13 protein-coding genes are annotated in these 14,630 nt (G+C 59.6%); 6 read left to right on the top strand and 7 right to left on the bottom strand.

Features of this window, described 5'->3' with window-relative positions:
• Positions 1–381: 381 nt before the first annotated feature.
• The 6 genes from AABB31_RS12945 (at position 382) to urtE (ending at position 7,580) form a co-directional block, all read left to right on the top strand.
• Entirely contained in the window at positions 382–1,308 is a 927-nt protein-coding gene (locus AABB31_RS12945) for an alpha/beta hydrolase (RefSeq protein WP_342078834.1), read from the top strand.
• Positions 1,309–1,581: 273 nt separating this feature from the next.
• Positions 1,582–2,871, top strand: a complete 1,290-nt coding sequence (gene urtA, locus AABB31_RS12940; RefSeq protein WP_342077739.1) for an urea ABC transporter substrate-binding protein — start codon at positions 1,582–1,584, stop codon at positions 2,869–2,871.
• A gap of 71 nt (positions 2,872–2,942) precedes the next feature.
• Complete coding sequence (urtB, locus tag AABB31_RS12935) at positions 2,943–4,877, top strand: urea ABC transporter permease subunit UrtB (protein ID WP_373634840.1); 1,935 nt, start codon at positions 2,943–2,945, stop codon at positions 4,875–4,877.
• Positions 4,878–4,981: 104 nt separating this feature from the next.
• Complete coding sequence (gene urtC, locus AABB31_RS12930) at positions 4,982–6,145, top strand: urea ABC transporter permease subunit UrtC (protein ID WP_342077740.1); 1,164 nt, start codon at positions 4,982–4,984, stop codon at positions 6,143–6,145.
• Complete coding sequence (gene urtD / locus AABB31_RS12925) at positions 6,142–6,885, top strand: urea ABC transporter ATP-binding protein UrtD (protein WP_342077741.1); 744 nt, start codon at positions 6,142–6,144, stop codon at positions 6,883–6,885. Before urtC ends, urtD begins: the two co-directional genes overlap by 4 nt.
• Positions 6,885–7,580: an urea ABC transporter ATP-binding subunit UrtE gene (urtE, locus tag AABB31_RS12920; RefSeq protein ID WP_342077742.1), complete on the top strand. Its 696-nt coding sequence runs from the start codon at positions 6,885–6,887 to the stop codon at positions 7,578–7,580. The genes urtD and urtE overlap by 1 nt, the downstream gene beginning before the upstream one ends.
• A gap of 23 nt (positions 7,581–7,603) precedes the next feature.
• Here urtE and AABB31_RS12915 read toward each other — a convergent pair whose 3' ends face one another.
• Genes AABB31_RS12915 through AABB31_RS12885 form a run of 7 tightly spaced genes read right to left on the bottom strand, consistent with a single transcriptional unit; the run spans position 7,604 to position 14,628 of the window.
• Positions 7,604–8,629: a P1 family peptidase gene (locus AABB31_RS12915; RefSeq protein WP_373634839.1), complete on the bottom strand. Its 1,026-nt coding sequence runs from the start codon at positions 8,627–8,629 to the stop codon at positions 7,604–7,606.
• Positions 8,613–9,353, bottom strand: a complete 741-nt coding sequence (locus AABB31_RS12910; protein WP_342077743.1) for an SDR family oxidoreductase — start codon at positions 9,351–9,353, stop codon at positions 8,613–8,615. The genes AABB31_RS12915 and AABB31_RS12910 overlap by 17 nt, the downstream gene beginning before the upstream one ends.
• 3 nt (positions 9,354–9,356) lie before the next feature.
• A complete protein-coding gene (locus AABB31_RS12905) occupies positions 9,357–10,799 on the bottom strand; it encodes an aldehyde dehydrogenase family protein (RefSeq protein ID WP_373634837.1) in 1,443 nt (480 codons plus the stop codon).
• On the bottom strand, positions 10,780–12,375 hold the full coding sequence (locus AABB31_RS12900; RefSeq protein WP_373634836.1) for an ABC transporter ATP-binding protein: 1,596 nt from the start codon (positions 12,373–12,375) through the stop codon (positions 10,780–10,782). The genes AABB31_RS12905 and AABB31_RS12900 overlap by 20 nt, the downstream gene beginning before the upstream one ends.
• On the bottom strand, positions 12,372–13,187 hold the full coding sequence (locus AABB31_RS12895) for an ABC transporter permease (protein ID WP_342077744.1): 816 nt from the start codon (positions 13,185–13,187) through the stop codon (positions 12,372–12,374). The genes AABB31_RS12900 and AABB31_RS12895 overlap by 4 nt, the downstream gene beginning before the upstream one ends.
• Positions 13,184–14,128, bottom strand: a complete 945-nt coding sequence (locus tag AABB31_RS12890; RefSeq protein WP_342077745.1) for an ABC transporter permease — start codon at positions 14,126–14,128, stop codon at positions 13,184–13,186. Before AABB31_RS12890 ends, AABB31_RS12895 begins: the two co-directional genes overlap by 4 nt.
• A complete protein-coding gene (locus AABB31_RS12885) occupies positions 14,125–14,628 on the bottom strand; it encodes an N-acetyltransferase (protein ID WP_342077746.1) in 504 nt (167 codons plus the stop codon). The genes AABB31_RS12890 and AABB31_RS12885 overlap by 4 nt, the downstream gene beginning before the upstream one ends.
• Between the last annotated feature and the right edge of the window lie 2 nt (positions 14,629–14,630).

Below are 14,630 nucleotides of genomic sequence, written 5' to 3'. Positions count from 1 at the left end.
TATTTCGCGCACCTGCCTAGGGTCAGGACCCATTAATTCCACACCGCCAGCGCAGATTTCACGAAATATCAGCGGTTTGGGACGCGCAGGCCATAGTTGTTCTACGGGCAAGCGGCCCGCGCCGCTGAGATGAAGTGAAATCCGCGCCCGAAGGGTTTGGCTGATTTTGGCCGTGATCATCGTTGCATCCCCTTGAAATAGAAACACTATTACGGCGGGGCTGCGCCTCGTCACGACTAAAATCAGTCAAACTGACGGCGTGGAATTAATGGGTCCTGACCCTAGCTTGAACGTTGGGTCACTTTGGGGATCGTGGCGCACTCGCGTTTCGCCGCATTGGTGCTAATCTGGCCCGGACAAAGACTTCGAAAGGGTACAATGATGCATCCGCGGGCCATGGACGCGCAGCCGGCAAGCACCTTCTTTGCAGGCTTCGAAGACCGTTTCTTTGAGGGCCCCGCAGGTCCGGTATTTTGCAGAATTGGCGGCGATGGTCCCCCGCTTGTCTTGCTCCATGGCTACCCGCAGACATCCGCAATGTGGCATCATGTGGCGGCTGACCTTGCGCGGGACTATCAGGTCATCTGCCCTGACCTGCGCGGCTATGGCCGGTCTGTCAAACCGCAGACAACGCCAGACCATGCCCCATATTCCAAACGGGCCATGGCGTCAGATATCCTGGCAGTGATGGATGCCCTGGGCCATGACGCATTTCTGATCGGTTCGCATGATCGCGGCAGCCGCGTGGCGCATAGATTGGCGGCAGACCACCCCGACCGGGTCATCGGGCTAAGTACATTGGATATCGCGCCCACGCGCGAGATGTATCGCGACGGTACCAGCGCCTTTGCCCACACCTATTGGCATTGGTACTGGTTGACGCTGCCCCATCCATTCCCCGAAACGATGATTGCTGCTGATCCTGCATTCTTTTGGCTTAGCAAATGTGGTGCGGGCTCTGCCGGATTGCGCCCATTTGTGCAGCAGGCGCTGGATGAATATCTGACGGCCTTCGGCGATATGGGCGCCATTCACGGCGCGTGCGAGGATTACCGCGCTGCCGCAACCATCGACATCGCCCATGACGACAATGATACCGCCATGCTGGAAATGCCCCTTCTGGCCCTGTGGGGCAGGGATGGCGCGATCGAGGCGCATTTTGATTGCCTCGCGCTATGGCGCGAACGGGCTACGGATGTCCGGGGCTGGTCACTGCCCGGTGGTCATTACCTGGCCGAGGAATGCCCGGACGATGTGATCGCCGCGTGGCGCCCATTCTTTGCTGAGGTGTGGGATGCCAAGCGGTAGGTCGCCCAATAATTAGGCATTGGCCACTTTTTGTGTCGTATAAAGACACAAACCTATACGCGCGACAAATTAATTGGCCTGCGGCAGGGGACTCCCATCTGCGCAAACTTTAGGCCTTGGGCGTTCTTTTTGAACATCCATCGCCGCGCGAGGGGGCTTCGTGGCAGAAATACTCCCCTCGCACGACTACAACATCACTGCTGCGCGTTCTCAATACCATTGGGACAGGCCTGATAACAGGCATCGCAGCGCCGAAACGGGGACTTTGTTTCGATGAACAATACCAAAATTCTTAGCGCTTCTGTCTTTGCGGCCTTGTTGGGCAGTACTGGCATGGCCGTCGCACAGGACTGTGCCGAACCTATCAAGGTGGGCGTGCTGCATTCGCTTTCCGGATCCATGGCCATTTCCGAAACCACACTGAAAGACGCCATGCTGATGCTGATCGAACAGCAGAACGCGGCTGGCGGTCTTCTGGGTTGCGAAATCGAGGCGGTTGTCGTCGATCCGGCGTCTGATTGGCCGCTCTTTGCGGAAAAGGCCCGCGAATTGTTGACCGTCTCCGAAGTTGACGTGATTTTCGGCAACTGGACGTCCGTTTCACGCAAATCCGTTCTTCCCGTGATCGAGGAACTGAACGGCCTGCTGTTCTACCCCGTGCAATATGAGGGTGAAGAAAGCTCCAGAAACGTCTTCTACACCGGTGCGGCGCCAAACCAGCAGGCGATCCCCGCAACCGACTATTTCCTCGAAGAACTGGGTGTCGAGAAATTCGCCCTGCTTGGCACGGACTATGTTTATCCGCGCACGACGAACAACATTCTGGAATCCTACCTGCAAGAGGCGGGGATTGCCGAGGAAGACATTTTCGTGAACTACACGCCTTTCGGTCATTCCGACTGGGCCACAATTGTTGCCGATGTCGTTGCGCTTGGCGAAGATGGCAAGCAGGTTGGCGTCATCTCGACCATTAATGGCGACGCCAATATCGGCTTTTACAAGGAACTGGCAGCAGCTGGCGTTTCGGCTGATGACATCCCTGTGGTCGCATTCTCCGTTGGTGAGGAAGAGCTGTCCGGACTGGACACATCCAACCTTGTCGGTCACCTCGCCGCCTGGAACTACTTTCAGTCTGCAGAATCCGAGGCCAATGATGAATTCATCGCCGCCTGGAAGGCATTTGCCGGCGAAGATCGCGTCACAAACGACCCGATGGAGGCCCATTATATCGGCTTCAACATGTGGGTGAATGCCGTGACTGAAACTGGCACAACCGAGGTTGATGCCGTCCGCGACGCCATGTACGGGCAGGAATTCCCGAACCTGACGGGCGGGACTGCGGTGATGTTGCCGAACCACCATCTGGCCAAGCCGGTGCTGATCGGTGAAATCCAGGCCGACGGTCAGTTTGATATCATCAGCCAGACTTCCGAAGTGCCGGGCGATGCCTGGACCGATTTCCTGCCGGAATCGGCGATCCTGAAGTCTGATTGGCAAGAGCTTGGTTGCGGTATGTACAACACCGAAACCGAGACCTGCGTGCAGCTGACCTCGAACTACTGATACTGCCGGTGCGGGCGCGGGGTCTCTCTTTCTCCTCCGTGCCCGCCCATTGAAGACCTGAAAGCCCCTCCATGCACCGTCTTTTGCTGCTTTTCGCGCTGGTTCTGGGCTTTGCCCCTGTTGCCCACGCCCAGGATATCCAGTCCATCCTCCAGACACACGCCGATGAGGTGGCAAAGCCCGGCCGCCGGTCGGTTGATGTCGTCCTCGCGGATCTGGCCGCATCCGGTCTGCCGGGCGTCCCGGTTTTTCTGGAAAAATGGCAGGATAAATCCGTCTGGCAACGTGATGACGGCCCGTTTTTCATCGCGGTTGAGGATGGTGACAGCCTGGCGATCACCGATATCGACACAGGCGATCAGGACACCGCTGCAAAGGATGAATTTACGCAACTCAAACCCAATGGTGGCGTCCGTCGTTTGATTGGTACGGCCCTGGTCCAGTTCCAGCTGATGGATCCCGATCTGCAACGGCGCACAACGGCGGTTGCCTCGATTGCGCGCCGTCCCGAAGCCGCACAACTTGGCCCGTTGCTTGCCTCGATCGAGGGCGAAGCTGACCCCGCGCTGAAAGCACGCAAGATCCAATTGGCCAATTTCATGTCTGCCCGGTTTGCCGACAGCACCGATGACAGAATTGCGGCGATTGAAAGCCTTTCGACCGATACCAGCGTCGAGGCACGCGCCGTCCTGAACCAAATTCTGTCAACGTCCCCCGGCCTTGCGGTGGAACTGCCGACTGACCAGAACATCGCCCGCATTCTCAACCCCGGCGAGGACATGACATCGGACGCGGCTTATGCGCTGCTGGTTGATGCCGACCTTGCTGCCCTGCGCACACCCCCCGCAACGATCCGTGCCGCGTTGGAGGACAATATCGTCGATGGTCGCGTTGGCGATGTGCCGGTCGCGCAACTGAACACCGACACGAACCGCGAACGGGCTTATGCCCAGTTGGCCGCGGCTGGCAAGGTGCCGCCTCTGGTGACAGCGGTCGACCGAGACGCGGCACTGGCAAAATTCACATTCTTCGAGACCTATACCGAAGATGAAAAAGCAATCACTGATGCCGCACTGGCCGCACTCGGATCGGTCGAAACACGGGTTGCGGCGGGGCAGGCAGCTGATCTTGCGCTCGACGCGTTATCTCTCGCCTCGATCTATTTTCTGGCAGCAATCGGGCTGGCCATTACATTTGGCGTGATGCGGGTCATCAACATGGCGCATGGGGAATTCATCATGATGGGGGCCTATACGGGCTATGTGGTGCAACTCTTTGTCCCCAGCTACACCGCCTCGATCATCATTGCGCTGCCATTGGCTTTTGCCGTGACTTTCGGGGCCGGGGTTGCGATGGAACGGCTTGTGATCCGGCATCTCTACCACCGGCCGCTGGAAACGCTGCTCGCGACATTCGGGATCTCAATCGCGCTGCAGCAGCTGGCCAAAAATATCTTTGGCACGCAGGCACGGCCCCTGACTTCGCCGGAATGGCTGGATGGGGCGCTGGTTTTCTCGGATGTGATCCAGATCAGTTATATCCGCATTGCCATCTTCGTGCTGGCGCTGATCTTTTTATGCCTGATCCTCTATGTGCTCAAACGGACCCGGTTGGGGCTAGAGGTACGGGCCGTGACGCAAAACCCCGGAATGGCCGCATCAATGGGGATCAATCCGGACCGGATCAACATGCTGACATTCGGGCTTGGGTCGGGCATCGCGGGGATCGCGGGGGTGGCCATCGGGCTTTACGCCAAAGTCACGTCCGAAATGGGTGCCGACTATATCGTGCAATCATTCATGACGGTGGTCGTGGGCGGCGTGGGCAATGTCTGGGGGACGCTGGCAGGCGCGTCGCTGATCGGGTTCCTGCAAAAGGGGATCGAATGGATGAATCCGTCCAACACGCTGGCGGCACAAACCTACATGATCCTCTTCATCATCCTTTTCATCCAATTCCGGCCGCGGGGCATCGTCGCGCTCAAAGGCCGGGCGGCCGCGGATTGATCCCATGACACATCTATCATCTTGCCAAAAATACTCTGGGGGTGAGGGTCGCAGGCCCGAGGGGGCAACGCCCCCTTGCCACCGCGACGCCGAAGGCGGCGCAAATGCATAGATCATTCATCACCCGCAATCCATCCGTGCTGTGGTTCCTGCTGGCGCTCAGCCTCTTTACCATCGGGGTCACTATCCTGTCAGAGGCCGGGATCGGGACACTCTCCACATCCTTTGTCAAAACGCTGGGCAAGACGCTCTGCCTGTGCCTGATCGCCATCGCGATGGATATAGTATGGGGATATTGCGGCATCCTGTCGCTTGGGCATTTCGCGTTCTTCGGTATCGGGGGCTACGCGATCGGGATGTGGCTGATGTACGCGCGTACCGAAGGGATCGTCATCGACAGCCTTGCCACACAAACCATCCCGCCCACGCCGCAGGAAATCACCGACGCCATCGGCAATCAGATTTTCGGGGTCGTGGGGTCTTCTGAATTCCCCATGCTCTGGGCGTTTTCGGACAGCCTGTTCCTGCAACTGTTGATGGTTGTCCTTGCGCCAGGCCTGCTGGCGCTTGTCTTTGGCTGGCTGGCCTTCCGCAGCCGGGTGACGGGCGTCTATCTGTCGATCCTGACCCAGGCCATGACGCTGGCGCTGGCGCTTTACCTGTTTCAGAACGATAGCGGGTTGCGCGGCAATAACGGGCTGTCGGGGCTGCAAAACATCCCCGGCTTTGAAACCACGCCGCAATCGACAATTTCACTGGCATTCTTTTACGCATCCGCACTTGCATTGGCCTTGGGATATATCCTGTTTGCCTGGGTTGTCTCGGGCAAGATGGGCAGCGTGATCAAGGCGATCCGCGATGACGAGGCGCGGGTACGTTTCCTCGGCTATAATGTGGAAAGCTACAAGTTGTTCGTCTTCACGCTGACGGCGATCGTTTCTGCCATCGCAGGGGCGCTTTACTACCCGCAGGCCGGCATCATCAACCCGGCCGAGATTGCGCCGATTGCGTCCATCTATCTGGCGGTCTGGGTTGCCATTGGGGGGCGCGGGCGTCTTTACGGCGCGGTCATCGGTGCGGCGTTTGTCTCGCTCTTGTCGAGCTGGTTCACCGGTGGTGGGGCCCCTGCAATCGACCTTGGCTTTTACACCATCCAGTGGACCGATTGGTGGCTGGTCCTTTTGGGGGTCTCATTTGTTGCTGTGACCCTGTTCTTTCCCAAGGGTATTGGCGGGTTGTTTGACTATCTGGTGAGGAAACCGTCATGAGCACGCTGCTAGAGGTTTCGGGCGTCTCGGTGACGTTTGACGGGTTTCGGGCCATCAACAACCTGTCGATCCAGATCGGAGAGCCTGAATTGCGGGCTGTCATCGGCCCCAATGGGGCCGGCAAGACAACCTTTATGGACATTATCACAGGCAAGACAAAGCCGGATGAAGGTCAGGTGATCTGGGGGGACAAGAATATCTCGCTTTTGGGCATGTCGGAAAGCCAGATCGCCAGAGAGGGGATCGGGCGCAAATTCCAGAAACCCACCGTGTTCGAGGCACAGACCGTTCGGGAAAACCTTGCCATGGCCCTGCGCAATCCGCGCGGCCCTTTTGCAGTCCTGTTCTACAAAAAGACCAAGGAAGGCGGACAACGCATCGAGGAAATCGCAGTAGAGGTCGGATTGACCGATGAACTCATGCGGCCCGCGGGCGAGCTCAGCCATGGTCAGAAACAATGGCTCGAAATCGGCATGTTGCTGGCGCAGGACCCCCGGCTGCTATTGGTGGATGAACCTGCGGCCGGCATGACCACACAAGAGCGCGAGCATACAACAGATCTGCTCAAGCGGGCCGCCGAAACCCGCGCGGTGGTCGTGGTCGAACACGACATGGAATTCGTCCGCCGTCTGGATTGCAAAGTCACCGTTTTGCATGAAGGATCGGTTCTGGCCGAGGGCTCATTGGATCATGTGACCGCCGATCAGACCGTGATTGACGTTTATCTGGGGCGTGGCTGATGCTGAATGTCGAGAACCTGACCCTGCATTACGGCCAAAGCCAGATCCTGCACGGGATCGACCTGTCCGCCCAGGTGGGGGAAGTCACCGCCGTGATGGGCACCAACGGGGTGGGAAAGACCAGCCTACTCAAGGCCATATCGGGCAGGCATCCCTATTCCGGCGGGTCATTGACCGTCGATGGCACGCTGTTGACCCATCCGACAGCCCATGCCGCTGCCCGTGCCGGGGTCGCCTATGTGCCGCAGGGCCGCGAGATTTTTGCGATGATGAGCGTGCGCGAGAATATGGAAACGGCCTTTGCATGCCTGCCCAAGGACGCACATCACATCCCCGATCAGGTGTTTACGCTTTTCCCGGTCCTGAAGGACATGGAAGGACGGCGCGGCGGGGACCTGTCCGGTGGCCAGCAACAGCAACTGGCGATTGCCCGCGCGCTGATCACGCGTCCCAAAGTCCTGCTATTGGATGAACCGACCGAGGGCATTCAGCCAAACATCATCCAGCAGATCGGACATACGATCAGTCTTTTGCGCAGTCAGGGCGATATGGCAATTGTGCTGGTCGAACAGAATTTCGACTTTGCCTATGGGCTGGCAGATCGTTTTGCGGTGATGACCCGCGGGGCGGTCAAAACCCGCGCCGACAAGGCTGAGATGAGCGCGGATCGGCTATTGGGTGAACTGGCCCTTTAGGGTCCTCACCCTAGCTCAATCACTCAGCCTTCGTTCATCATCTGGTAGGTCGGAATGATGTCGCCCGGCGCCGGTGTGGCCGCATAGACCCCCCGCGCGATGGCCCTGCTAAGGCAGATGGCGGCGGCGGCGCCGATATCACGCATCGCGAACCGGTCCACGCCCGTCTCTGATCCGGTGGCAACCCCAAAGACCAGATCACCATCATGCGGTGTATGTGCAGGCACAATGGCCCGGGCGATCCCGTCATGGGCGGTCACCGCCAGCCTGTGGCACTGGGTCTTGGTCAGCGATGCATCCGTCGCAACAATTGCAATTGTCGTATTTGCCCCGTCGGTGGCCTGCAGCATCATGGCCTGTTCCTTGCGGCTGGCCTCGGGCGAGACATAGCCGGTTCCCGGATCCGGCCCGGCGGCACCAAACTCTGCATCAACCTCGAATGGTGCGGCCCAGAAATGCCGGTCCCCCGGCGTCGTCACGCTGCCCAATGGATTGATCACAACCAAGGCCCCAACCGTGGTTCCGTTCGGCAAGACCAGCGAGGCTGAACCAAGCCCGCCCTTTTGCATGGCTGCCAGCGCGCCTGTGCCACCCCCGACCGACCCGATGTCAAAATCCGCAGATGCATTCAGCAAGGCCTGCCGGCCCAGCGCCCGATAAGGGTTATCCACCCAGGCCTTGTCGCCCCCATTGATCAGATCAAAGACAATCGCACCCGGCACAATCGGCACGTGGATGTCGCCGATAGCATATCCGCGCCCCATATCACGCAGCGTATCCGCCACGCCGGACCCTGCATCCAGCCCAAAACCGGACCCGCCCGACAATACCAGCGCATCGACCTGGGTCACAGTGCGGTCGGGCGCCAGCAAATCGGTTTCACGTGTACCCGGCGCGCCACCCATGACATGGACACTGGCGGTGAATGGCTGATCTGCGGTGAGCACGGTGCTGCCGGATTTCAGCACGTCATCCTGCGCGTTGCCGACTTTCAGCCGGGCCACATCGGTGATCAGGTTTCTTGGTCCGGGTTTAGATACAGCGTCCACCGTCAACCTCCATTGCAACGCCTGTAATCATACTGGCCTCGTCCGAACACAGGAAGCAGGCGGCATTTCCCAAGTCCTCGGGTGTTGAAAACCGGCCCAACGGAATGGTCGCCAGGAATTTTTCGCGGATTTCCGGCGTATCCTCACCCATGAAGGATTTCAGCAGCGGTGTTTCGCCGGCGACGGGGTTCAGTGCGTTGACCCGGATACCTGTTGGCGCCAGTTCCACGGCCATTGTCTTGGTTGCGGTGATCATCCAGCCCTTTGAGGCGTTATACCAGTTCAGCCGCGGGCGCGGCGAGATACCCGCCGTTGATGCAACATTCAGAATAACCCCTGCCTTGCGGGTTTTGAAATGCGGTACAAAAGCCCGCGCCATCAGGTAAACCGATTTCATATTCACCGCGCAGACCCGGTCGAAATCCGCCTCGCTGACGTCTTCCAGTGCGGTGGGTAAATGGGTGACGCCTGCATTATTGACCAGGATGTCCAGATGACTGAACTTTTCAAGCATCGCCGCCTTCAGCGCTGCGACGCTATCACCATCGCTGACATCACAGGCCAAAGCTGTGCCGCCGATCTCGCCCGCAACTGCGACTGCCGCGTCATGATTGATGTCTGCGACGATCACCATCGCGCCTTCGGTAGCGAATTTGCGCGCAATCCCCGCCCCAAAGCCCGAGCCTGCCCCGGTCACAATTGCCGTTTTCCCTTCAAGTCTCATATGTCACCCATGCCATGCTGCGACCGTCTTTAACGATGAAAACCCGTAAAGCGCTTCAAAGCCCTTTTCACGACCATGCCCTGATTTGCCGACTCCGCCAAAGGGCAGTTCGACGCCGCCCCCGGCCCCGTAATTGTTGATAAAGACCTGACCCGATTTCAACGCTTTTGCCAACCGCATCTGCCGCCCGCCATCCGCTGTCCAGACCGATGCGACCAGCCCGTAATCGGTGCTGTTGGCGATCCGCAGTGCGTCCGCCTCGTCCACAAAGGGGATGATCACCTGGACCGGGCCAAAAATTTCCTCGCGGGCCAGAATGTGATTAGCGGGAACATCGGCAAACAGGGTTGGTTGCACATAGTGACCCTTGGCGTCGGTCACGATCTGCCCCTGTCCTGCGACAGTCAGGTCCTGACCTTTTGCAATATAGCTTGTCACGATGTCTTTCTGCCGGGCCGAGATCAGTGGCCCCACATTCAGATCATCCAGGGCTGGGCCAACCTTCAACGCCCCGTAAGCCGCCGCCATTTGATCGCGCACCGTGTCGTACACCCCGCGCTGCACAAGAATGCGGCTGGACGCCGAGCAGGTCTGCCCGGCATTCTGAATGCCCGCATTGATCAAAAAGGGCAGCGCCCGGTCAAGATCGGCATCATCGAAAACCAATTGCGGGGATTTCCCCCCAAGTTCCAGCGTGACCGGCACAACATTTGCCGCAGCCGCTGCCTGAATAAGGCCGCCAGTGGTCACCGACCCGGTGAAGGACATATGCTGAATGCCCCTATGGGCGGCCAATGCGGCACCGGCCTCTGCCCCCAGCCCTGTCACGATGTTCAGGGCGCCGTCGGGCAAACCGGCTTCGGTTGCGATGGCACCAAAGGCCAGCGCGGTCAGGCAGGCCTCTTCCGCCGGCTTCAATACGCAGGCATTGCCCATGGCCAGGGCCGCCCCGATGGAACGCCCGATAATCTGCATCGGGTAGTTCCAGGGGATGATATGCCCCGTCACCCCATGTGGTTCGCGCAGCGTGTAGACGGTGTAGCCGTCGAGATACGGGATCGTCTCGCCCGTGATCTTGTCGGCGGCACCGCCGTAAAACTCCATGTAGCGGGCAAGGGCCAAGGCATCGGCGCGCGCCTGGGACAAGGGTTTGCCGACGTCCATCGCCTCGATCCGGGCGAGGGTGTCGATATGGGTCTGCACGGCCTGTCCGATCCGGGTCAGGATGCGACCCCGGTCGAGGGCCGTCATCGCGCCCCAACTGCCGGCCCCGGCGCGCTGGGCTGCACTAACGGCGGCATCAATGTCAGATGCCGTGCCACGGGCAATCGTGGTCATCGGCGCCCCGGTGGATGGATCGCTGACCTGTAAACGCGCCTCTGCCGGCACCCAGGCGCCGTCAATCAAGTGATGGCCCGGGGGGATGTTAAACGGGGACAGTGGCATGCGCGATATCCGGAAGTTGGGGGGCGGCGTTGATCAGGCTTTTCGTGTAGTCATGCACTGGATTGGCAAAGATCGTCTCTGTGTCGCCCTGTTCGACAATCTCGCCCGATTTCATGACCATAACACGGTCGGTGATGCTGCGCACAACCGACAGATCGTGGCTGATAAAGAGATATGCCAGCGGCCGCTTGTGACAAAGGGCTGCAATCAGGTCCAGAACCTGCGCCCGCACGGAGACATCGAGGGCCGATACGGCCTCGTCAAAGATGATCAGTTCCGGTTCCACGATCAGGGCGCGGGCAATCGCGATACGCTGCCGCTGTCCGCCGGAAAACTCGTGGATATATTTATCCGCATCACTTTCGGACAATCCGACATCGGACAGTGCCTTGGCAATTCTGTTGCGCCGGTCTGCCTTGGTGGGCGGGGTTTCCAGCAGATGGAAAGGTTCGGTGATCAAACGGTCAACCTTATGGCGCGGATTGAAGCTGCTATAGGGGTCCTGGAAAACAACCTGCATCTTGCGGCGAACGGCCAGATTGGGTTTGCGCCCGGCAAAGACGGGCTGACCGGATAGGGTGATCTGCCCGCCCTGAACCGGCTCCAGCCCCAGAATGGCGCGGGTCAGGGTCGATTTTCCGCACCCGCTTTCGCCCACCAGCCCGACACGTTCGCTTTGTCCGATGTCAAAACTGACCTTGTTCAACGCCCGGAAGGTCGGCCGTGGGCCAAGAACCCGGGCGCGCGGCAGCCCATAATCGCGCGTGACGCCCGTAACAGACAAAAGCGGCGCCTTTGGCGGATGATCCGGCAGGCTGACCGCATGTGTCGATGCCGCGAAAAGCGCCTTGGTGTAGGGATGGGTCATGTTGTGCAACAGCTGCCCTGTCGGGGCTGTTTCCACGACGCGGCCGTGCTGCATGACGACAATATGATCCGCGATATCAGCGACCACCGCCAGATCATGGGTGATCAGCAAGAGCCCCATATCGAACTCGCGGACCAGATCACGCAGCAGATCAAGAATGCGGGCCTGCGTTGTGACGTCAAGCGCCGTGGTCGGTTCATCCGCGATCAACAGTTTGGGGCGCAGGGCGATGGCCATGGCGATGACAACCCGCTGGCGTTGCCCCCCCGATAATTCATGCGGATAGCGCGAGGGGGACACATTCAACCCGACCCGGATCAGCATGTCGGCTGCGCGCTGGTGCGCAACCGCCCTGGTGGTCTTTTCATGGATCAGGATTGTTTCGGCCACCTGCGCCCCGATGGTCTTGACCGGGTTCAGCGCGGTCATGGGTTCCTGAAACACCATTCCCATTGCGTTGCCGCGCATTTGGCACAGCGCGGCCTCGGGTGTTGTCAGGATATCCGTGCCGTCAAGGCTGATCTGCCCACGTGCGACAGCTCCGCGCGGCAACAGCCCCATAACCGACAGCGCGGTCATCGACTTGCCCGAGCCGCTTTCGCCGGTGATTGCGACGATTTCGCCGCGCTGCATGTCAAGCGCGATCCCGTGCAGGATTGGCGTGTCGGCGATTGATAGCGACAGATCCTTGATATGCAGCAGGCTCATGTGCGGGCCACCCGGATGCGCGGATCCAGCCAGTCGCGCAGCCCGTCCCCCAACAGGTTCAGGCCCAGCACCATCAGCAGGATAGCAAAGCCCGGCACCAGTGCGGTATGCGGCGCAATACTGACCAGGGTTTGCGCATCCGCCAACATCCGCCCCCAACTGGCCGTCGGTGGTTGTGCGCCCAGACCGATATAGGACAGGGCGGCCTCGGCAAGAATGCCGAGTGAGAACTGGATCGTTCCCTGCACGATCATCAGGTTGGTGATATTGGGCAGGATATGTTCCACGGATATGCGTGTCGCGGATTTCCCACAAACCCGGGCGGCGAGGACAAAGTCACGTTCCCACAAGGGCAAAGCGGCACCGCGTGTCAGGCGCGCAAAGACCGGAATATTGAAAATGCCGATGGCAATAATCGCATTGACCGCAGACGCCCCAAAAACAGCCGTAATCAGAATCGCAATCACCAGCGATGGGAATGCAAAAACAAGATCATTGCCGCGCATGATCAGCTCGTCCAGCAACGACCCCCGCCGTGCTGCTGCCAGCAGACCCAGCGGAACCCCCAGTGCCATGCCAATGCCCACAGCCAGCAGGGCGACAGCAATCGAGGTCCGCGCGCCCATCATGATCATCGACAGAATGTCCCGCCCGAAATGATCTGTCCCCAGCAGATTGGACCCGCCCGCGGCCTTCAACTTGTTCGGGATGTCGAGCGTTTCGATGTCATAGGGTGTCCAGACGAATGACAGCGCTGCCAGCCCCACGAAGACGACCGACAGGACCATGCCGATGATCAGACCCCGGCTCATGCCTTGCGCCGCAATCTTGGGTCGACGGCAGCATAGGCCAGATCAACGGCAAAGTTGACGATGATCACGGTAAAGACCAACAGCATCACGACGCTTTCCACCACTATCAGGTCACGCGCGCTGATCGACTGGAAAATCAACCGGCCCAGCCCGGGCAGAAAGAACACCTGCTCAATGATGATCCCGCCTGCAAGCAGGAAGGAAAACTGCAGCCCGATGATGGTCAGCACCGGGATCAGCGCGTTCCGCACCGCATGCCGCCAAAGCGCCTGCCGGGCGGTAAGCCCCTTGGCGCGGGCGGTGCGGATAAAGTCCTCGCCCAGCATGTCCAGCAGGGACGAGCGCATGACGCGCGCCAATATTGCGGCTTGCGGCAAGGCCAGCGCAATCGCAGGCAATGTCAGTGATTGCAGGGCCAGCAACGGGTTGTCCCAGCCCGGAAACCCGCCCGCACTGAACCAGCGCAGATTGATGGCAAAGATCAGCACAAGGATCATCGCAAACCAGAAATTCGGGATCGCTACCCCCAGTTGGGTGGCCCCCATGATGGTCACATCACCTGCACTGCCACGGCGACTGGCCGCAAATATCCCCGCAGGAAAAGCCAACAACGTTGATAGGATCAGCGCGTAGATCGCCAGCGGAAGCGAGACCCATATCCGATCCGCGATCAGTTCGGCGACCGGGGTCTTGTAGGTCCAGGATTGGCCGAAATCCCCGCGCAGCAAGCCGGTCACCCAGTCGAGGTAGCGCAGCACCAATGGCTGATCCAGCCCCATCTCGGCCCGCAATGCCGCCAATGTGTCGGGGCGCGCATTCACACCCAGCATGAAGGCTGCAGGGTCGCCCGGGATCACCTCGATCACCGCAAAAATCACGATGGATGCGACAAACAGGCTGATCACCAGCGATGTGAGACGGCCAAGCGTATAGCGGATCACGGGCTTGTCTCTTGCAGGGCTGGGGCAAAGGTAACCTCGCCCTTGGGGGGTGTCCCATTCAGACCGATATATTGCACAAGGGCGGTGTCGAGCTTGCCATGCGTCAGGTTCCCGTCCGAGACAAACCCCATAGGGCCATAGACTGCGGGTCTGCCGATCAGAACGCAGCCCGCAGCCCCGCGTGTTTTGAGCTGTTTCAGCCCTGCCTGCGCAAGCATGGTGCCGATACCCTGCTTTTGTCGATCCGCCCGCACGGATATCGGCCCCAGCCCATACCAATCGCCGGTCGCTTTGCTGATCTGGGCGGGGGAAAAGGCGACATGGCCGATGATCTCCCCGGCCTCGTCCGCGACCAGCGACAGCGTCAGGTCACCGTCAATGCGCAACCGATCAATGCACGCGCCCTCTGTCCCGTCGCCATAGGGCATGGGGGCAAAGGCAACTTCGGTCAGTTCCCGGATAGTCCTTGTGTCACTGGCTGTCTCTGGACGGATCTGCATCA

The sequence above is a fragment of the Yoonia sp. SS1-5 genome (genome assembly GCF_038443705.2).
GTDB classification, from domain to species: Bacteria; Pseudomonadota; Alphaproteobacteria; order Rhodobacterales; family Rhodobacteraceae; genus Yoonia; species Yoonia rhodophyticola.
Note: the sequence above shows the minus strand (reverse complement) of the source record. Positions and strands in the feature narration are given on the sequence as shown.